This is a genomic window from uncultured Bacteroides sp. (assembly GCF_905207245.1).
In the GTDB taxonomy this organism is placed as follows: domain Bacteria; phylum Bacteroidota; class Bacteroidia; order Bacteroidales; family Bacteroidaceae; genus Bacteroides.
In genome coordinates, this window is record NZ_CAJLKP010000003.1 from 104,578 (window position 1) to 127,464 (window position 22,887).

General features: G+C 43.6%; 11 protein-coding genes. 8 read left to right on the plus strand and 3 right to left on the minus strand.

The window, feature by feature from the left end:
* Positions 1–8 precede the first annotated feature (8 nt).
* Together QZ135_RS01965 and QZ135_RS01970 are read right to left on the minus strand one after the other, a co-directional pair.
* Positions 9–3,509 carry a TonB-dependent receptor gene (locus tag QZ135_RS01965; protein WP_294605463.1) on the minus strand — a complete coding sequence of 1,167 codons (3,501 nt, stop codon included), beginning with the start codon at positions 3,507–3,509 and terminating at the stop codon, positions 9–11.
* Between the two features lie 429 nt (positions 3,510–3,938).
* Positions 3,939–4,787 carry a hypothetical protein gene (locus QZ135_RS01970; RefSeq protein WP_294605465.1) on the minus strand — a complete coding sequence of 283 codons (849 nt, stop codon included), beginning with the start codon at positions 4,785–4,787 and terminating at the stop codon, positions 3,939–3,941.
* Positions 4,788–5,746: 959 nt separating this feature from the next.
* Between QZ135_RS01970 and QZ135_RS01975 the strand changes: the two genes are divergently transcribed.
* From QZ135_RS01975 to QZ135_RS01985, 3 genes are all read left to right on the plus strand, one after another.
* Positions 5,747–8,896, plus strand: coding sequence for a SusC/RagA family TonB-linked outer membrane protein (locus QZ135_RS01975; protein ID WP_294605467.1), 3,150 nt, complete (start codon positions 5,747–5,749; stop codon positions 8,894–8,896).
* A 14-nt stretch (positions 8,897–8,910) separates the two neighbouring features.
* Positions 8,911–10,563, plus strand: coding sequence for a SusD/RagB family nutrient-binding outer membrane lipoprotein (locus tag QZ135_RS01980; RefSeq protein WP_294605469.1), 1,653 nt, complete (start codon positions 8,911–8,913; stop codon positions 10,561–10,563).
* Positions 10,564–10,683: 120 nt separating this feature from the next.
* Positions 10,684–12,441 (plus strand): hypothetical protein, encoded by a 1,758-nt coding sequence (locus tag QZ135_RS01985; protein WP_294605471.1) that lies wholly within the window; start codon positions 10,684–10,686, stop codon positions 12,439–12,441.
* On the opposite strand, the gene QZ135_RS01990 is transcribed toward QZ135_RS01985, so the two are convergent.
* Positions 12,419–13,525, minus strand: coding sequence for a family 10 glycosylhydrolase (locus tag QZ135_RS01990; RefSeq protein ID WP_294605473.1), 1,107 nt, complete (start codon positions 13,523–13,525; stop codon positions 12,419–12,421). The genes QZ135_RS01985 and QZ135_RS01990 overlap by 23 nt on opposite strands.
* Before the next feature lie 178 nt (positions 13,526–13,703).
* Here QZ135_RS01990 and QZ135_RS01995 point away from each other — a divergent pair, with 178 nt between their 5' ends.
* The 5 genes from QZ135_RS01995 to QZ135_RS02015 are packed head-to-tail and all read left to right on the plus strand — an operon-like array spanning position 13,704 to position 22,887.
* Positions 13,704–14,873 carry a DUF1343 domain-containing protein gene (locus QZ135_RS01995; RefSeq protein WP_294605475.1) on the plus strand — a complete coding sequence of 390 codons (1,170 nt, stop codon included), beginning with the start codon at positions 13,704–13,706 and terminating at the stop codon, positions 14,871–14,873.
* 32 nt (positions 14,874–14,905) lie between these two features.
* The gene (locus QZ135_RS02000; protein ID WP_294605477.1) at positions 14,906–16,351 is read left to right on the plus strand and encodes a sodium:solute symporter; all 1,446 of its coding nucleotides are present in this window, start codon (positions 14,906–14,908) and stop codon (positions 16,349–16,351) included.
* 24 nt (positions 16,352–16,375) lie between these two features.
* A complete protein-coding gene (locus QZ135_RS02005) occupies positions 16,376–19,507 on the plus strand; it encodes a xanthan lyase (protein WP_294605478.1) in 3,132 nt (1,043 codons plus the stop codon).
* 23 nt (positions 19,508–19,530) lie between these two features.
* Positions 19,531–21,390 (plus strand): PQQ-binding-like beta-propeller repeat protein, encoded by a 1,860-nt coding sequence (locus QZ135_RS02010; RefSeq protein WP_294605480.1) that lies wholly within the window; start codon positions 19,531–19,533, stop codon positions 21,388–21,390.
* 33 nt (positions 21,391–21,423) lie between these two features.
* A complete protein-coding gene (locus QZ135_RS02015) occupies positions 21,424–22,887 on the plus strand; it encodes a glycosyltransferase family A protein (RefSeq protein ID WP_294605481.1) in 1,464 nt (487 codons plus the stop codon).

Consider the following 22,887-nt stretch of genomic DNA (forward strand, 5'->3'; position numbering starts at 1 on the left):
TAATAGTTTTAGAAGTTCAACTGAATACCAAATGACATACTCTTGAATGTCGGAGTTCCTACACCAGTACGACCAGAGTTATAGTTATCTGCATTAAACATTGAGTAACCGGAGATTTCTTCCGGGTCAATAGGAAGATCATTCAAGTGGTCAAAGGTGAAGAAGTTTTCAAGCGCAACGTAAATACGTGCTTTCTGCAACCAAGCCTTCTTGCTGATATTTACAGGAAGAGTATATCCGAATGTAATATTCTTAATTCTGAGATAAGACATGTCCAGCAGATAGCGGGATTGTTTCAGCATATTATAGCTATATCCTGCGTTACCCAGCGACGGTCCACCTAAATTCCATGCACGCGGATAAAAAGCATCCGTGCGGTCTTCTTTCCAGAAATTTCCGGCAATGGCCTGAGGCATAGCACCATCGGCAGAATTGTAGCCTGGTATTGCAAGGAAGCCTGCACCCCAGATTTCACGTTTACCTACGCCTTGGAAGAACATGGAGAAGTCGAAACCTTTATAGTCGGCTCCTACACGAAAACCATATTCAAAGCGCGGTGTAGAGTTACCAATCACCTTCAAGTCACCATGATCGTCGGTAGTACGACTACCATCGTTAATAGCACCATCGCCATTACGGTCTTTATACTTCACGTCACCAGGACCGAATACGAAGTCGCCACCTTGCAGATAATCCTGGTAAGCTGCATTCGGGTCACTGAGTTTATTCATTTTCTTAGCTCCGGCCTGCTCGGTATCGTAAACTTTGCCACCTTTCAGCCATACTTTCTGATGAGTGCCATCAGGGTTGTATACGAAATCATCTTTCTGATACAATCTTTCTGTCTCATAACCCCAAATTTCACCGTATTTCTTACCAACATACCAGCTATCTACGCTCTTGGTATCACCGTAAGCAGTAATTTCTGTGATAGCATCGGACAAAGTAAACATTGCATTGACACCAATGCCATTCTTAAATCTATGATTGTAGTCAACTGCAATTTCCCAACCTTTTGTTCTCAATGAACCAAAGTTACCTTTCGGAGCTCCGGCTCCAAATGCAAGAGAAACATTTCCTCTCGGCACAATCATGTTCTCAGTGTCACGCTGGTACCAATCGAATGTAAACCCTAATTCACCGTTGAAAAAGCGTGCATCCAAACCAATATCGAGTGTAGTGATATCCTGCCATGTAATAGTCGGGATGATAGCTGTTGGAGTTCCAACATATCCTACCTTACTGCCGTCGCCGCCAATCCATGCGCTCTGCCCGGTAGACATTGTGGAAACATATAGTTTATTGCTTACAGTCTGGTCGCCGATAGTACCCCAGGAACCGCGGAATTTTAAAGAAGACAAAGCTGGTTTCGCCCACTGCATGAATGCTTCTTCACTGGCACGCCATCCCAGAGAGAATGAGGGGAACCAACGCCATTGCAGATCTGTTGGGAATTTGGATGTACCGTCATAACGCAAGTTTGCTTCCAACAGATATTTATCATACAATGCATAGTTAACACGACCATAAAAACCAAGTTGACCATCCCAAGCGCTACCACCGCTTCCGGTTTGAGTGCCATAGGCCAAATCATACTGAGGATTATCCAAGTCCATCAATTTAGTAGTCTGGTTCCAACTGTATTTTTCATCCCATGTCACACGGTTCATACCGAGCAATACTTTCAGGTTATTGTTGTCATCAATTTGCCAGTTATAGTTGGTATTGATATTTAAAGTATTACGGTTCGCATTAGTAGTCTTCCGATAAATATGGTCGGGGTTCGCGCCGGAACTTGTATATTCAAAATTACTCAAAGTGTAAGCTGGCATTGCTCCTGCTGCACCAACTGATACCGGATTTCCGTTTTCATCCACATAGATTTGATTCCCATTACTATCCAGTTTTTCAATGGCGGATCCCCAAGTGTTCAATGCTGTATAGCGGGTACCGGGACGATTAATGATTTCCTGCTCGTTAGCATACGTATAATCAATATCAAATTTCCAGTCTTTAGTTAAATTAAGAGTTGCACCGATGTTTATATTCGAATAACTGTTTTCGATATTGGCAGTGTTAGCCTGACGGGTTTCTGATGCAGGACTGCGAAGTTCCAGACCATCTTCATTGTATCCCATCGGAACTGAAGGTCCCCAGCGGTAAAGATATAACCAAGGGTCGGCTGTAGTAGAAGAAGTCGCATAAGCATATCTCTTATCACGTTTGGAGTAAATGGCGCCGGCACGTAGAGTTACGTATTTATTAAATTCTGTACTCAAGCGTACGGAAGCATTCCAACGACGAAAATCATCATGCTTGGCCGGCTTCATCAAGCCATCTTGCGACAAATAGCCTAAACCAATATTAAATGTAGTCTTTCCACTCTTTCCGTTTACTGACAAGTTGTGCGTCATAGATGGCGTCCATTCCTTAATCATATAGTCATACGGGTCGAATGTTCTCATACTATATTTACCTTTATCGGCACCTCTGTACCAGTCTCGTCCATAAACGAAGGGATCATTCGAGCCAATCTTGCCGCCATACTTCTGCTGCCATTCTTTAGCCCTTTCAAAACTTGTGCGATCTACCAGCCAGAATGCACCAGCCTTTGTTCCACCTACGCGTTCAAAAGCTTCTACTGTATATTCCATGCCATCTATACCAGCCATTTCCATCTTCTTGGAAATGTTTTGCCAGGAGAAATTTCCTTGATAAGACACGTTGACACTTTCTTGTCTGGCACCCTTTTTGGTTGTAATCAATACAACACCGAATGCCCCCTTTGCACCATAAATAGAAGCGGAAGCAGCATCTTTCAGAACTGAGATACTTTCTATATCATCTGGATTAACCATCTGGATAGAAGGAATTTCTACGTTATCCAACAAAATAAGTGGGGCTGAGCCACCATCCAAAGAACCTATTTGTCCACGTACTTTAATTGTTGGGTCAGAACCAACTTCACCACTTGGAATTACCACTGATAAACCAGGAGTTGTACCTTGTAAACCACGTCCCACGTCAGCAATAGGACGACCGGACAATGTTTTGTTTACATCTACTGATGCAACTGCACCGGTTAGATTTTCCTTTTTCTGCACGCCATAACCAACAACAACGACTTCCTGTAACAATTCTGCATCTTCTTTCAGCACAATTTTCATTGTTCTGGCCGCCTTTATTTCTTGCGTCTGATAACCAACATAAGATACTTTTAAAGTTGCTCCGGTCTTTACCGTTAATGAGAATTTACCGTCAAGATTTGTGATACCGCCATTTGTGGTGCCTTTTTCCACTACACTGGCACCAATGATCGGTTCACCTTTTGCATCTACAACCAAACCGGTAATAGTTATTGATTGTAGTTGTTCTGTTACTCCATGAGAGTTATTTTCCGCAGTTTGGGTGGCCATAGCATTGCCGCTACCCAAAAACAGTGCACTTATTGCTACTGCCGTGAGGAATTTGCCATTTGTTAGTCCTCGTTTTTTGCGATCTTCATTCATAAAAGATTGATGATTTTGTTGTTAATTAAAATAGTTTTCTCGAAAATTAAGGGTAAGGATTAGTCAGTAATAGCCAGAGCTATTGCTTCTGTCAGGTAAGTTTCTGTTCCATAGGCGTTTTCTCAATTTTAGGTTTAACTTATATATTATCTCTACTTCATTTTAACTACGGTTCCAAGAGAACTTAGCAAATTAGTCACTGGTCAAAAATTAAAATACACTAAAGACTGTTATACTTTAGCTGGTTGTTTTAAGAGATAAACTCGTTATTAACAAAGGTGATGAAACACAATTTCTTCGTTTCTTCTTAGCAAAGATATATTATAATTTAATATCAAGAACATTCCTTTGCATTTATTTAACTTTATATTTATATGTTTGCTATTCAAAGGAGGCAAGGCCTCTTTTAATATGCTTTATATACATATATTAAGGTTCTTCAATATTTAATGAGTGGAATTCGATTAAGCCACTCATAGGAGTTTCTTCAATTACATCCAGTTCGATGCCAAATTCATGAGCTACCTCTCTGAGAATTGTAGCATAGCTATAGGCTAATGAACCAACGAAGCGGATAGGATAACTCATATAATCGTATTGACACACATTTCTTGTGAAGAAATTACGTAAATTGGTTGTTATCAACCCATATACATAATTGTCATCTGTATAGTCCGCTAAGAAATAAGAGATAGTAGAAAGGAAACGATTAGGGAATGGACGATTGTAAACTGACTCCATTACTTCATTGGGACTAATACGGAACTTTTCAAAGAAGTCAGCCATCACTTCTTTAGGAGCTAAACCTTTCAAAACATCTGATAGGAAGTGTTTGCCTAGCACAGCCCCACTACCTTCATCACCTAATATATACCCGCCTGCCCTTACATTTTTTGCAATAATCTTTCCGTTGTAAAAACAAGAATTAGATCCGGTACCTAAAATACAGGCAATTCCAGCTTCACATTTAAATAGCCCACGAGCAGCCGCAAGTAAATCACTCTCTACTTGGATTGGGGTTTTAAACTGTGCTACTAAAGAGGCACCCAATACATTCTTTTTCTCATAAGAAGTACAACCGGCTCCATAATAATATACTTGTTCCAGTTTTCTTTTGAAAAAAGTTTCAGGTAAACCTAAACGCACACTTCGGCTGATCTCTCTTCGGGTTTGGAAGAAAGGATTAAGGCCCTCAGTAAAAACACGTTGTATCAAATGATTATCTTCAACCAAGGCCCATTCAGTTCTTGTCGAACCACTTTCTGCAATCAGTTTCATACGCAGCTGGATTTAGAATTGGATACAAATATATAGTTTTTTTTTATATATCAAGATAAAAGCTCTCAAAACTTCAATTTATAGCTCCTTTCCTGGTTGAGCTGGTTGCAGAGTTGGATACCGACAAATGCTACTTGTATTCTGACGTGATAAACATCCATTATCTGAGGCTACACCTTTTGCTATAAAGGGTATAGCTATCACGTCCATATGGTGTAGTCATCCAGGGGAAAGGGTGTAGCCTTGGATAATTGCCTCAAGAAATGCCTTCAGGAGGGATAAAAGATTTTTTTCCGTATAAAACGAGCTACATTAAGAGTTCGTTTTTACTACTCGAAAAAAGACACTCTCTCATCATCTGATTTCTACCCGATTCTTACCTGGGCTATACTTGCTCCGTACATTCTCCACTCAGAGGTACTTCTGAGTGGAGAATGTACGGAGAAGCTACGGAGCAAGTGCATCCCAGATAAGTTTTAGATAAATCAAAGCCACAGTATGGCTATTTTTTAATCATATCCACACCAAGTCCTCTTGGAACTTATCCAACACGTAATTTAAGAAAGAGAGGCATAAAATAAGTTAAACCTGTAAAATAAAAAAAGAGCCTATGAAACAAAGACTTACCTGACAGAAAAATAGTCTCAGCTATTCCAACTGTCCATTTCCACCTTATTTCTGAGAATACCATTTTAAGTAATAACAAAATCATCAACTATTTTTATGAATGAAGATCACAAAAGACGAGGATTAACAAACAACAAGCTCCTCACCACGCTAACAATTAGTGTACTGTTCCTAGATATTGGTAATGTGATAGCTGTGTAAACGGCCTCTGACTCTACTTTGAGTGACAACTAAACTGTTACATTTCAAAATGAGACATTGCAAAGTGAATCACTCAAAAGTATGATGTAATTCTAGACTATTAACCATTATTGTTTATTAAATCTATGTTAATGAAAAAACTTTTTATTCTATCAGTAACCAGCCTAATGCTTATGAGTGGCGGTTACTTTCCTGGAATGAGTGTAAGTGCACAAAATACCACTTCGTCAAGTACACAGAATTCAAAAAGGATTACCGGAGTTGTTACTGATACTCAAGGCGAACCTATTATCGGAGCAACAGTTCTTGTGCAAGGCACAGGTATCGGCACAGCAACTGATATAGACGGAAAATTCTCTCTCGACGTTCCATCCAATGGGAAAACTCTTATCGTCTCCTTTATAGGATTTGATGCACAAGAAATTCCCGTTACGAACAATACAACCTATAAAATACAATTAAGCGGTACAGACTATGCTCTCGATGAAGTGGTGGTTACTGCACTAGGTATGAAACGTGAAAAGAAAGCACTCGGTTATTCGGTACAAGATGTAAAAGGCGATGCCCTTATTGAAAACCGTACTGCAAACATCGCCACGTCTCTGAATGGCAAGATTGCCGGTATGAACATCTCTTCGACCTCTATTCCCGGTGGTTCAAACCGCATTGTCATCCGAGGTAACAACTCCATATCCGGCAACAACATGCCACTGGTTGTAGTAGATGGTGTTCCGTTTGATAATTCACAGGGTGTTGACGACGTAAATACAAATTCTTGGGGCGCAGGATATTCGGATACCGGCGATGGACTATCCATGCTGAATCCGGACGATGTTGAATCAATTTCTGTATTGAAAGGTCCCTCAGCTACAGCCCTTTATGGATCACGTGGTGGTAACGGCGTAATCCTCGTTACTACGAAGCAAGGACAAGGAGGAAAAACTAAAGTTTCTTACAACAGTAACCTGACTTTTGAAAATGTAATGATTCAGCCAGAGTTCCAGAATGAATATGGACAAGGTACAGACGGTGCTTATGTTGCCACCTCTCGTAACTCCTGGGGTCCCAAAATGGGTACTGTTGTTACTGACTGGACAGGCCAAACCCGCCCCATGGAAGCTAAAAACAATGATTTCTCCGACTTCATGGATACAGGTACATCCTGGAGTAACTCCCTTGACATAACGAGTTCTGCCGGTAAAATGAACTATCGCGTAGGTCTGTCTAATACGACACGTAAAGGAGTTATTCCGAATAACAAGTTAAATAAGACAAACTTTTCTGTCCGTGCTGGCGGCGAAATCATTAAAAACCTGACTCTTGATGCTAAATTGAATTATACTTATCAAAAAGGTGAAGGTCGCCCCGAGCTATCGGCATCCGGTTTCAATCCTATATTCGCCCTCATTTATACACCTCGTAGCATCAATCTACATGAGATGAAAGACGTTTTTGACAAGGACGGAAAGATCATCGACTGGTACCCCAGTATGCTTACAGTGGTTAACAACCCGTATGCACTGACCTCCCTTAGCGGTAATAAGGATGTTACCAACCGTATTAATGGTTTCGCATCACTGTCTTATGAGGTTAGTAGTTGGCTGAAAGCCATGATCCGCTTCGGTGGTGACACTTACGGAAAAAAAACAGAAAAATGGATACGCCATGATTTGATTTCAAGTGCAGGTTACAAAGACGGGCGCTTCTCAACCGGCCAATACAACATGGCTGAATACAATGCCGACTTCCTGGTCACAGCTCAGAAAGAAAATATTGCAAGTTCCAAGTTTTCTGGAATGCTCTCCGTTGGTGGCAACTTGATGAACCGTCAATATAATAGTTTTCATGCTACAGCCGAAGGCTTGAATATCCCTGAGCTTTACACCATTCAGAATGGACAGTCCAAAACGACATCTACCTATAAATCGGAAAAGGAAGTTCAATCCCTTTATGCATTAGGGCAATTGGCATGGGACAACTATCTGTTCTTTGATGTAACTGTACGCAACGACTGGTCTTCCACATTGCCGAAAGACAACCGTTCTTTCTTCTATCCCTCCTTTTCTCTAGGCTGGGTGGTAACCGACATGCTGACCAAATTTAAAGTGGATGTGCCCAGTTGGATTTCATTTGCTAAACTACGCGCTTCCTATGCAGAAGCAGGAAATGACACCGACCCATATCAGCTATTATCTGTATTATCTACAGTTTCGAACATGGCAGGAGGACAGATGGGAGTAGCCGAGCCTTCTACCAAAGCAAACGCCAACCTTAAACCGGAAATTATCAAATCAACAGAGTTCGGTGCTGACATCCGATTCCTTGATAACCGCTTAGGATTCGACGTTACGTATTATAACAAACGTGCATATAACCAGATTATATCTATGCCATCATCTATTACCTCAGGATATAGCGCTAAGTATATCAATGCCGGACGTGTTGACAACTGGGGATGGGAACTTCAGATGAACGCTACACCTGTTCGCACACGCGACTGGAACTGGAATCTTTGGGTTAACTTTGCCAAGAACTCTTCTGAAGTAGTAGAACTTTACGAAGGAGTAGAATCCATTACATTAGCCCGTCCTATGGGTCAGAACTGCTATGTGATGGCCAAGGTAGGCGAACCTTATGGACAGATATATACGAATGGTTACAAATATGATAACAAAGGGAACCGTCTTGTGGGCGATGATGGTAAGTACATAGTAGATCCTACCCTCCGTGTTTCCGGTAATATGAATCCGGACTGGACTGCAGGTATCGGTTCTTCACTGAGATGGAAAAACTTCTCTTTCGGCTTCCTGATTGATGTACGTTATGGTGGTGATGTATATCTGCAATCCATGATGCGTCTGCAATCCAATGGCCAGACAAAAGAAACCGTTGCCGGACGTGAAGAATATTATTCAACAGGTAAAGGATTAATTTCTCAGGGTGTGAATGTGAATACAGGAGCTGCTAATACTGTAGAACTTAGTCCTACCGCTTATTGGGGACAATTCTATGGAAATATCGGGAACTACATTTACGACGCAACCAATGTACGCCTTCGCGAACTGAACTTCTCTTGGACACTGCCGGACAGATGGTTCAACAAGACAATAATCAGCGGTATTAAAGTAAGTGCTGTAGCCAACAACGTATGCTTCTTGTACAATAATCTCCCGGGATTCGATCCTGAATGTACATACTCTACCGGTAACGGACAGGGTATTGAAACGGCAGCTTTGCCTTCTACCCGTTCATTTGGCTTCAATCTTAACGTTACATTCTAAAAAAAGGAAAGAATATGAATAAGTTATTTAAATCTATTATAAGCATTGTCGGTCTTTCAATGACTCTCATGGGCTGTGTCAGCGATTTTGATGATATGAATACCGATCCCAACAATCCTACTCCGGGTTCAGTAGACCCCAAATTCCAATTGATATTCATACAAGGGCGTGGTATTCCTTATGCTAACCAGTGGCAACAGATAGATCAGTTGATGATCAGCACTTTCTGTGAATACTCGGCTAACGATGGGCTTTCAGCTTCCGACTATAACATAGACTCGCGCTATGTGGACAATATATGGGAGTTGACCTATACTGTACTGACCAATGCCAACTCTCTGATTCGAGCCAATGAAAGCAATCCGGTTCATACCAATGTCGTTCAAATGGCACGTATCTGGAAAGCTTATGCCATTCTGCGTTTAACCAACTGTATGGGTGATGTACCTTACTCTGAAGCAGCCAACGACATCGATCAGCCTAAGTATGATACTCAAAAAGAGATCTACTATGCTATATTTGACGAATTGAAAGACGCTGTAAGCAAATTGGATGAGTCAGCCGCTAATAATGTGGGCTCTTATGATCTCATTTATGGCGGTGACGCTGCCAAATGGAAGAAGTTTGCCAACTCTATCCGGTTGCGCATGGCTGTCCGCATCTCTGATGTAGATGCCGCTAAGGCAAAAACGGAAGCTGCTGCCGCCATCTCGGCAGGTGTATTCAGCAGTGACGCTGATGCTGCTTATCTGACACAAGGTGAAGATAAATTTGCCCAAAACCCTATTTATTATCATAAAGGTTCTTCCGTACTTCACATGTCAACAGCTTATAAGCGTCTCGTGCAAGGCATAGGCGGACTGGCATGGCCGACTGTAGCCGACCGTGAGGCTAACAAAAACATTACTGAAAATATTCTTGCTGCCAAAAATGCCCCGGCTGTTGTTGACCCTCGTGCTCCTATTCACTTTGAACCTGCAGGTATTATTGAAGCTACTGCAACGGCAAGCATGGACGGCAATTGGGACGGTACAGACCCGGGACATGTGGCTTCCGGTGTAGGCGCTGCTATGGATAACGGTCAGTTTGTAAGCGATTTCTCTAAAATCGGCCCTTGGTATTATGAAACTATTGATAGAAAGTATCCTTTGTTTAAGTACAGCGAACTATGCTTCCTGAAGGCTATTGCTATTGAACTGGGACTTATTAGCGGTGATGCAAAAAACGATTATGAAGCAGGCGTACGTTCAAGCATGACAGAGCTCGGCGTTCCGGAAAGTAATATTACAAACTATCTGGCTTCAACTTCTCCGAATTATTATGGAACCACAGCCAAGTATGACGATATTACAGGAAGTAATAATACAGCCTTGGATAAGATTCTTACCCAGAAATATATCGCTCAGTTCCAGGAATGTTCCTTTGAGACTTGGGCCGACCATCGCCAGTTCCACAAACCTACGCTCATGCCATTCGCAAGTGTAAGTTCAAGTGTATTCAACATGAACCCTTCCGACCAAGCTAATAATACGCCAAACGCTTATATCAAGCGTATATATTATCCTTCTTCAGAGTATACAGTGAATGCAACTAACGTGAAAGAAGCTGAAAGTCGCATGGGTGGAAATAACAGCATACAAAACAATGTATGGTGGGATGTTAACTAAAACCTGAACCTCATAAATGCGTAGTTGAGTCGCTCAACTACGCATTTTTTATGTACTTATTGTGAATGTCAAAACTTCATCTAACTTTGTTGCACATATAATTTCTTATTCTGAAACAACATGGAAAACATTCTTCTCGCAATCTTTATATGGTGTTCCTCACTTTCTGACCTGGGATTCGTGACGAGCCCTTACTTTCGGGAGCAGGAAATATCTTTTGTATATACTCCGGGAATCAAAATTCATATCAATGCCCCTTCAGAAGCAGAATTTGACAAGAACAAGCCAACAAAACTTGTGCTATATGCCTTGCCAAATGGCAACAGTACGGACTGGACCATAGGAAAAATGCCGGCAAAAAGTGATGATTGGCATTATCACATACAACACATAGGAGCACAAACACGGTTTATAAGAGCCACAAACCAAGAATACAACTTCGTAACCGTTTACCTGGAAGCCAATACTAAAAGTTGGGGAAGTTGGAGAAAAGTAGAACCGATGCGAGACGAAAAAATCAAGAAAACAGTAGAATACCTCCTTTCTCTTTTCTCCGAATATCATCCGCATATAGAGCTAAACAGCCATAGCGGAGGAGGTAATTTTATCTTCGGTTTTATGGATGCTAATTCGGAAATCCCCAACTATGTAAAGAAAATCTCATTCATCGACAGTAATTATAATTGGGATAACGAGCGATATGGACACAAACTAAAAAAATGGTTGGAAACTTCTCCAGACAACAAGTTATTTGTAGCTTGCTACGATGACGCCAACGCATTGCTGGATGGAAAACCATTCGTCTCCAGAAAAGGCGGAACCTGGCACAGAACATATCTGATGCAACGATACCTGAAAAAGAATATGAAACGGCTGATATGGAACAAGATAGAAAATGACAGCATCATCTATTTTACCGCAGATAACCGGAGAATCCAGTTTTATTCCAGAAAGAATCCGGAACGCCAGATTTATCATACGATACTCGTAGAACGGAACGGATATATCCAATCTGTCTTTTCCGGTACCAAGTATGAAAGTGCAGGATACCAGTTTATGAAAGAAAGAGCTTATGACTCCTATCGTCAGGATTCAATAGTGAAGCCTCATATTTTTCAGTTTCCTCCTCGGAGAAAAGAAGCTGCCACAGGAAAGGAATTTGTCCGCCAGACCATAGGCATGACAGCGGAAGAACGTGATTCAGTAGTCTATAAAGAGATTTCAGAAGGGAATATTCCGACTTTATTCCGCCAACCCATATATCTGACAGATAGTTTACAAGATTCTAGAGGTATTTGGCATGAAGTTACATTTTGTATGTTACCGGATTTTCTGGCGATAGGTACAGATACAGATTTTCTTCGTATTCCGATACTGCCGCTTACAGCCCAGAAATTGGCAAATTTATATGGAGCAATATTACCTACACGGAAATTATCTGATTTGATTCATCACCATAGCACGTTGAAAGTAGAACCTCATCCTATGATTCCGGATTCTACGATGATGACTATCCCTATATTTGCCCGTCATGATTCTATTATTGAAATAACTCGTCAAATAGTCGGTGAAACTCCGGGAACACTAATTGCCGGACATAAAAAAGATATCGTCATCACTAACCGAATAGCTAATGAACCAGGCAGGTTGTTTATCTACGGATGGCATTATCCTGATGGCACCCCCATTCAACCATTGAGCGCAGCACATAATATTGGCTATGTGGACTACAGTCACGGCGTCAGATTAATACGTGACGAGGTCCTAGTAGATGGCAAACTATATTCATTGAAAACCTTACTCCAGGACCCCGTATTTTACAAATTATTCAGTGATGAAGCTAGCCCGATGACAATCACAAATTATATTCCTGATTAATCCTACTTACCACTTCCAACTTGCCATCTTTCAACAAGGAGCGCGCATTGAAGAAGTTCACTCCGTCTGCACCAGCCTCAATAGACAGCTTTGCAGCCCTATATAACTCTTCGGCAGTAATATCGGGAACAAATAATCCTGATACATATTTATTTTTATGGAAAGTCTCGCGCAAACCGTTTTCAATGCTGAACGGTATCCATTCCAAATTTTCAGAATAAAACGATTGATAATTCATTGGGCAGACAATATCTATCTTCCAAGTGGGCCAGTCCTGATAAACCGTCATGCGGGCACGGGTAGGATAAGGAAATACAGCCGCCGAAACCAATTTTCCTTCGGCATGGGTAGCTTCCACTATTTCATTCACCAGGGAAGTAACCTCATTCAAACGGAACTGTAACCATTCCGGACTCATCCACGGAGCCTGCAAATCCAATGGAGAATAACCGAATATTTTTTTGAATTTTTCTATTGCCACCGGATGATAACCAAAATCATACTCAGCCCGATAGGTATCTTGCTGAATCTTGAACTTATGTTGTTGCAAACGCCGCCCCAGCACAGCATCATTATAACGGATAAAGTCCAGATGCACAGAGGCCAGCCCGTCCAGGGCAGCATAAGAAGCAGCCTTATTTTTCATAAACCGCCGGGCTTCCGGCACCGAAGGACTTAACCACTTATAATGCTTCACATAAGGATCGTACTCATGACTGTTATACCCTATCCGGTTCACATCAAACCATTCGGGATGTGCCAACGCCACAGAATCCCCCGGAGCATTCACCGTAAATATCCAGGCATGTACCTTTACCCCCTTATAAGATTTGGCGGCCTCAATATAACGTGCCACCTCCTGCGGAGAGCCACACATATAGTAATGTTTGATACCAGCCTCATCGAAAGGCTTCATCCAGAGAATCAGAGATTCCACCGAGGCATTCTTGTCCACATCGTCCCATACTCCCAAAGCAATCTTTTGTTCCAGGTTTTGAACTTTCTTCTTTTTACCAGCTGATAACGGCTGAACAGCCAAGCTGAAAAAGCACGCAAGTGCTACAAATAAATAAGTAAACTTCATGATGATGATTTTTTAGGTTTTCAACAAAGATAGCACTTCTTCTATATAAATAAGGTGAATAACTTATTATTTGCAAATTATTAATTATAATGCTAAAAATAATAAAATAAGTGTTTTTGATATTAAAATAAAATCTATCTTTGTTGCAACGAATGTCCTCCTTAACAATAGTACTATTATGAAGAAACTTCCGCTATTTATTTTTTTACTATGCAGTGCCCTATTGTGCCAAGCGCAAAAAGACCGCGTCATTTTAGGTGACGAACAAACTTCCGAGTATTTTCCTCTCCTGAAGGACAAACGAGTTGCAATATTCTCCAATCATACAGGAATGATAGGAGATAAACATCTGCTGGATATCCTCATGGAGAACAAGTTTAATATCGTTGCCATCTTTTCACCGGAACATGGTTTTCGCGGAGATGCAGATGCAGGCGAACATGTATCCAGCTCAGTAGATTCAAAAACAGGTGTATCTATCCTTTCCCTTTACGATGGTAAGGATAAAAAGCCAAGCAAAACTTCCATGCAGAAGTTCGATATACTGATTGTAGATATTCAAGATGTCGGGTTGCGCTTCTACACTTACTATATTACCATGTGCAGGCTGATGGACGCGTGTGCGGAATATAACAAGAAGGTTTTGATATTAGACCGGCCCAACCCAAACGGACATTATGTAGATGGTCCAATTCTGGATATGAAATATAAATCAGGTGTAGGCTGGTTACCGATTCCTATAGTACATGGAATGACTTTGGGAGAGCTTGCATCAATGGTGAATGGAGAAGGTTGGTTACCCGGTGCACGCAAATGTGACCTGACTGTTACCAAATGTAAGAATTATACACACCAGACGAAGTATCGGCTACCGATTCCCCCGTCTCCCAACTTGCCGGACATGAAGTCGATATACTTGTATCCATCCACTTGTTTTTTCGAGGCAACTCCTGTCAGTCTGGGCAGAGGCACTTCACTCCCATTCCAGGTGTATGGACATCCCAACATGACCGGGTACAGTTATAGTTTCACCCCCAAGAGTATTCCGGGAGCTAAGAATCCACCCCAACTGAACAAGCTATGTCATGGAGTAAATCTGAGTAACATGAGTGATGAAGAAATTTGGAAACGGGGAGTAGATTTGAGCTATGTTATCGACGCATACCGTAATCTGAATCTGGACGACCACTTCTTCCGTCCATTCTTTGAGTTATTGGTAGGAAGAGATTATGTACGGAAAATGATTAAGGCGGGAAAAAGCGCCGATGAAATCAAAGCGATGTGGAAAGACGATGTAGAGAAATTTAAGGTACAACGTAAACCGTATCTGCTCTACGACGAGAATTAAATTCACCAGTAATAATTAATCTATAAATTAGCATGAGCCCGATATCCGTAATCATCACCATTGCCGCTTACTTCGTGATATTGTTCACCATATCTTACATCGCCGGCAGAAAAGCCGACAATGCCGGCTTCTTTGTCGGTAACCGTAAATCAGCCTGGTATGTTGTGGCATTTGCCATGATCGGTTCCAGTATCTCCGGAGTGACGTACGTATCCGTACCGGGTATGGTGGCCGCCAGCAGTTTCGGTTATCTGCAAATGGTATTAGGATTCGTTGCAGGACAATTAATTATTGCATTCGTACTGACACCACTATTTTACCGGATGAATCTGGTGTCCATCTACGAATATCTGGAAGACCGTTTCGGTATGTCTTCTTACCGGACGGGAGCATGGTTTTTCTTCATCTCCAAGATGCTGGGTGCCGCAGTACGCTTGTTCCTTGTGTGTCTGACGCTACAACTGCTGGTATTCGAACCTTTCGGATTACCTTTCATATTGAATGTAGCAATCACGGTAGCATTAGTATGGCTCTATACTTTCCGGGGCGGAGTAAAATCCCTGATCTGGACAGATTCGCTGAAAACATTCTGTCTGGTGGTATCTGTAGTACTCTGCATCTGTTATATTGCTTCCGACCTGGACCTATCCTTCAGCAGCATGATTAGTACCATCACAGACAGTGATATGTCACGTATCTTCTTCTTCGACGATGTAAACAGTAAACAATATTTCTTCAAGCAATTCTTTGCCGGAGCATTCACTATGATTGCTATGACAGGGCTGGACCAGGACATGATGCAACGTAACCTCAGTTGCAAGAACTTCAAGGACTCGCAAAAGAATATGATTACGAGCGTTATCTCCCAGTTCTTCGTAATCCTGTTGTTCCTGATGCTGGGCGTATTGCTTTATATCTTCGCAAGCAATCAAGGCATTCAAGTAGAAAAGAGCGATGAACTCTTCCCGATAATAGCTACCGGTGATTATTTCCCAGCCATCGTAGGCATCCTGTTCATTGTCGGATTGATATCTTCCGCCTATTCCGCGGCAGGTTCAGCATTGACAGCTTTGACCACCTCATTCACCGTGGATATTCTGGGCACAAAGGGGAAAACAGAAGAAGAAATCGTAAAAGTACGTAAACGCGTGCATGTGGGCATGGCGGTAATTATGGGTATCACTATATTCGTGTTCAATCTATTGAATAATACCAGCGTAATCGACGCCGTATATATCCTTGCAAGCTACACCTACGGTCCAATTCTTGGTTTGTTCGCATTCGGCATCTTCATGAAACAACAAGTTCGTGACAAATATATCCCATTGGTAGCAATCCTCTCCCCTGTCCTTTGCTTCATTCTGCATAAGAATTCGGAAGCCTGGTTCAATGGCTATCAGTTCAGTTACGAGCTGCTGATATTCAACGCTCTGTTCACATTCATCGGACTCTGCTTGTTGATAAAAAAAGATAAGTAGTAACAATTAACTTAATACATCATCATGAATGTAAGACTTCATTTTTTGTTCACTTTGCTCACCGCCTCCCTCATCCCCCTGATGGGAGGCGCGCAAGAGCTTCCAACGGATGTCCGCCAGGAAATCGGTAGATTCCTGGATGCCACCGCACGGAAAGAAGTTTCCGTTGGACGTATCCGGATTGACTCTGTTGCTGTTGAAGGGAATACCCTGCAACTGTTTGCTAACATGAACTGTTCTTATATTCCTTTCCGGGAAAATAACGTAACAGAGATTTATCAAGGTGTGAAAGCACTACTTCCGGCAGAGTATTCCAAATACGACCTGCAAATCCGCACAAACAAACGTAGCATTGAAGAACTTATTCCCCAAGCGCTACGCAGTAAAAAGGACAAAAAAGCCAAAACATTCAATCCCGCCGGGACAAAGCCTTTAGTGACGGATCTTTCTGCACCTTACCCCCCCACGAATGGGCTAAGGAACCGTCACATCGCTTTGTGGCAAAGCCACGGCTTCTATTATGAGTCCAAACTGACACGCTGGGAATGGCAACGTGCCCGCATCTTCCAGACTGTAGAGGATTTATACACACAAAGTTATGTACTCCCCTTCCTGGTCCCTATGCTGGAAAATGCAGGTGCCAATGTACTGATGCCCCGCGAACGAGATAGCCAGACGGCTGAAATAATTGTGGATAACGACGGTTGCCTCAACAGTCGTTCCGTGTATACGGAAAAGATAGGCGACAAGAACTGGATACAAGGTACAGGCGAAGGCTTTGCACACTTGCGCAACCAGTATGTTGATTTTGAGAATCCGTTCCGCGAAGGTACTTTCCGCACTATTGAAACCGTCAAAGGGAAAAAAGACAAAGAAAGCACTGCCGAATGGATACCGGAACTTCCGGCTACCGGACAGTATGCCGTATATGTTTCTTATAAATCATTGCCTAACAGTACGGACGATGCTCTTTACACCGTTTACCATAAAGGTGGGGTATCTCAATTCAAAGTCAACCAGCAAATGGGAGGCGGCACCTGGATTTATCTGGGAACATTCGGCCTTGATGCAGGAAGAAATGATGCCTGCAAAGTTGTTTTAAGTAATCGTTCGGATAAAGCCGGCCGTATCGTCACTGCTGATGCCGTGAAAATTGGCGGTGGTATGGGAAACATCGCCCGCCGCATCTCTGATGAAGGTGCTACGGAAAATATAAAGAGTTCCCAGGACTCGGAAGCTACGAGCTACAAGCTACAGGCTACAAGTGCCGTGCGGAATGAAAGCGCAGCACACTCGTCTCTTGTAGTTCGTAACTTGTCACTTCCTGAAGTAAGCGGTTACCCCCGCTTCTGCGAGGCAGCGCGTTATTGGCTCCAATGGGCAGGAATTCCCGACAGTATTTATTCCGACAGTCATGGAAAGAATGACTATACCGATGATTACAAAAGTCGTGGCATCTGGGTGAATTATCTGGCCGGAGGTTCTTCCGTCAATCCTACGGAACAAGGACTGAATATTCCGGTGGATATGGCTTTTGCTTTCCACTCCGACGCAGGAACTACATTGAATGACTCCATCATCGGAACACTGGGTATCTATTATACTAATGTCTACAATGAAGAATATGCCAACGGAGCATCCCGATATCTGGGGCACGATATGACGGATCTCATCCAATCAAATATCGTGCGCGATATCCGCACTCTATATGAACCGAACTGGACGCGCCGTGGTATGTGGAACCAATCATACTACGAAGCACGTGTTCCCCGCGTACCGACCATGTTGCTGGAGTTACTGTCTCATCAGAACTTTGCAGATATGCGTTATGGCTTGGATCCCCGCTTCCGCTTCACAGTAAGCCGCGCCATCTATAAAGGTATGTTACAGTTCATCTGTTCACAATACCATATGGACTATGTTGTTCAACCCCTACCCGTAGACCATATGGCACTGCGCATGATAGGCGAAAATGAGATAGAACTGACCTGGCAACCCGTTGCCGACCCACTGGAACCAACCGCAAATGCGGAGAAATATATTGTCTACACCCGCATCGGAGACGGTGATTTTGATAACGGTGTACTGGTGGATAAGAATACCTACCGCACCGCCCTCCCCGCCGGAATGGTATGCAGCTATAAAGTGACTGCCGTCAATAAAGGTGGTGAAAGCTTCCCGTCGGAAATTCTTTCTGCCGGACGTGCGTTCAACGAGAAGGGCACTGTACTGGTAGTAAATGGCTTCGACCGAATCAGCGCTCCGGCAGATTTTGCCGCTCCCGCTCCGGCTGACACCTTGCTTGCAGGTTTTCTGGACGACTTAGATCACGGAGTACCTTATCTCAAAGATATCAGCTACATTGGTAAAATGAAAGAGTATCGCCGTTCCATCCCTTGGATGGATGATGATGCTTCCGGTTTCGGCGACAGCTACGGTAATTATGAAGACAAAGTAATTGCCGGAAATACATTCGATTATCCTGCTGTTCACGGAGCCGCCATTTTGAAAGCCGGATATTCTTTCATATCTTGCAGCGATGAAAGCGTAGAGAACAAAACAATGAATCTGACCGATTACAAATATGTAGACCTGATACTTGGTAAGGAGTGCCAGACCAAAATGGGACGTGGCGGAGTGAAGCCGCTGGAGTTCAAGACATTCAGTCAGCCAATGCAGGCAGCCATCGCTGCTTATTGCAGGCAAGGCGGAAACATCTTCGTCTCGGGAGCTTATGTAGGCACCGACCTCTGGGATAACCGTCTCACTCCGGCTCAGGAAGTCGATAAGAAATTTGCAACAGAAGTCCTGAAATATAAATGGCGTGTGGGGCAGGCAGCTACAGAGGGTAAGGTGAAATGTGTAGCTTCCCCGTTCCCCGCCCTTTCAGGCAACTATACATACCACAACGAACTGAATGCCGATAGCTACGTGGTAGAATCACCGGATGCTATCGAACCTGCCACAAAAGATGCATACACCGTAATGCGTTACTCAGAGAACAACCTGAGTGCCGGTGTAGCCTACAAAGGTGACTATAAAACGTGTGTACTGGGCTTCCCATTCGAAGCTCTGCGCACCACTGCTGAAAGAGAAACATTGATGAATGCCATCCTGACATTCTTTAATGAAGGAACAATCCCATCAAACCAATAATACACTAAAACCAATCATCATCTATGAAACGAAGACTTTTAATAATGTTCCTGTTGCTGTGTCTGCTACCGTTTGCGATGCAGGCACAACATGGCACATTCCGTTTTGCACAAATAACGGACATCCATTTCAGCCCCAACAACCCCAACCCGACAGAAGACCTGTTGCGCTCCGTGGCGCAAATTAATGCGACAGACAGTATAGACTTTGTTTTAATAACAGGTGACATCGCCGAAGAAGGCGACCGTGCCACTATGCTGAGAGTAAAAGAAACACTGGATTTGCTGAAAGCCAAGTACTACATCGTCCTCGGCAACCACGAAACAAAATGGAGCGATTCCGGTTGCACCGCCTTCGAAGAAATCTTTGGTGGCGAACGCTTTGAGTTTGAGCACAAAGGGATCCTGTTCCTCGGTTTCAACTCCGGCCCGCTGATGCGCATGGCTAACGGACATGTAGTTCCGCAGGACATCCGCTGGATGACGGAAGAAATGGATAAATTCGGGAAGGATAAGCCCGTGATACTTGTCACCCACTACCCGCTGATAGAGGGAGATGTGGACAATTGGTATGAAGTAACTGACGCTGTACGCCCCTACAACATTCGTCTGTTTATCGGCGGACACTATCACCGTAACCGCGATCTGCGTTACGACGGCATTCCGGGTATCCTGATGCGTAGCAACCTGCGTGACAAAGACGGAAAGCCGGGATATGGCATCTACGACATAACCCAAGATTCTATCCTCGTCCATACCCAACGCATCGGCGAACCGAAACAACAATGGGCTTCCTTCTCACTGGCCAAGCAATACTACGACCGCAATGGAAAGGCAGAAAAGTACCCTGATTTTTCAGTAAACAAGGAATATCCAAACGCTAAGGAACAATGGGTAGTGCAAACCGGTGCAGGCATCTATTGCTCACCGGCTGTAGAAAAAGATAAGGTATTTGTGGGAGACGATATGGGCTATCTGACTTGCTACGCTTTGAAGAATGGAAAGAAACTGTGGGACTTCCAGTCCGGTAAACGCATTGTAGGCACTCCGGCAGTAACAGACGGTATCGTTGTATTTGGTTCTGCCGACCGTAACATCTATGGTCTGAACAGTAAAGACGGTAGCCTGCTATGGACCGTAAAAGCCGAAGAGCCTGTATTGGGGGCGGTAGCCATTGAGAACGGCATTGCCTATATCGGTGCCAGCGACCACACTTTCCGAGCCATCAATATCCATACAGGCAAAGTGATATGGGCATACACCGGCGTGAAGGGATACATTGAAACGAAACCACTGGTAACTGCGAATAAAATTATCTTCGGAGCATGGGACAATACCCTCTATGCACTGAACAAGGCAGATGGCAGGGAATTATGGAAATGGACAGGCGGTCTGACCCGTATGCACTTCTCTCCTGCTGCCGTATGGCCCGTAGCTGCAGATGGCAAAGTGTTCATTACCGACCCGCAACGCGCAATGACAGCTATTAACATAGAAAACGGAGAAACCGTATGGCGTACCTTCCAGTCTATGGTACGCGAAACCATCGGTTTATCGGAAGATGGTGAACAGGTGTATAGCAAGACCATGAACGACAGCATTGTGTGCTATGCAACCAAAGGCGACCAACCCCGCAAGTTGTGGGCAAGCAATGTCGGCTTCGGCTACGAACATGCTCCGTCCATGCAAGTGGAAAAAGACGGTACCATGTTCGGCGGTACTAAAGAGGGGTTGATATTCGCTCTGGAAGCCAAGACAGGCAAAGTGCTGTGGAAACATAAGATAGGCAACTCGCTTATCAGCACCGTAGTACCACTGAATGCCCGACAGGTGTTGTTCACAGCTACCAGCGGGGAAGTGGGACTTATTAAAATTAAAAATTGAGAATTAAAAATTAAAAAATAATACTGACAGAATATGAATAAGATTAATTGTTTTGTTCCTTTCGCGGGAATTATTCAGGCGGAAAATACAGTGAAGAGTCTGCAAGCAACCGGTTTAGTGAATAATATTTATTTGCTTGCTATGCCGGACGTTACGGAGAATCTGCCTGGATGCAGCACATTGCATACGCAGTCAATGCAGTCCAGCGACGCCATGAGGGAGATTGCCGCACATACCGATGCAGAGTATACGCTGATCTATACTAAATACACTACGCTCGAACTGGGGCTGTTTGCCCTGGAACGTATGATGCACATTGCCGAAGACAGTGGCGCAGGCATGGTCTATGCCGACCGCTACCAAGTGAAGGAAGGCAAGCAAACCAATGCTCCGGTCATCGATTATCAGTTCGGTTCACTGCGTGATGATTTCGACTTCGGCTCTGTGCTCCTGTTCCGTACGGATGCTTTCAAGGAAGCAGCTTCCCGCATGAAGGAAGGACAATATAAATTTGCCGGACTCTATGACTTGCGCCTGAAGCTGAGCCAGCAAGAAAGCCTGGTACACATCAACGAATACCTGTACAGCGAAATCGAAGACGACACCCGCAAGAGTGGTGAAAAGATATTCGACTATGTAGACCCGAGAAACCGTGCCCGTCAGATTGAAATGGAACAGGCGTGTACACAACACTTGAAAGAAATAGGTGGCTATCTGCCCCCCGAATTCAAACAGATAGAGTTCTCTGCGGACAACTTCGAATATGAAGCCTCGGTTATTATCCCCGTACGCAACCGCATCCGCACCATTCGTGATGCCATCAATTCAGTGCTGAAACAAAAAACAGACTTCAAATTCAATCTGATTATCATTGACAATCATTCAACGGACGGAACGACGGAAGCCATCGACGAATTCAAGAGTGACGAACGCCTCATCCACATCATTCCCGAACGCAATGACCTGGGTATCGGCGGTTGCTGGAACATGGGGGTGCATCATCCCAAGTGCGGCAAGTTTGCCGTACAACTGGACAGTGACGATGTTTATAAGGATGAAAATACACTGACAACCATGGTTCGCGCCTTCTACGAACAGAATTGTGCCATGGTGGTGGGTACATATATGATGACAGACTTCAATATGAATATGATTGCCCCGGGCATCATCGACCACAAAGAATGGACACCGGAGAACGGACGCAACAATGCACTGCGCATCAACGGCCTGGGTGCTCCACGCGCTTTCTATACTCCGGTGCTGCGCGAAGTGAAAGTTCCGAATACCAGCTATGGTGAAGACTATGCACTGGGGTTGAACTTCTCCCGTCAGTATCAAATCGGTCGTGTGTACGATGTAGTTTATCTGTGCCGCCGCTGGGACGATAACTCGGATGCTTCACTGGACATTGTGAAGATGAACGGTCACAATCTGTACAAAGACCGTATCCGCACATGGGAACTCCAGGCACGTGTAGCAATGAATAAGAAGCAATAA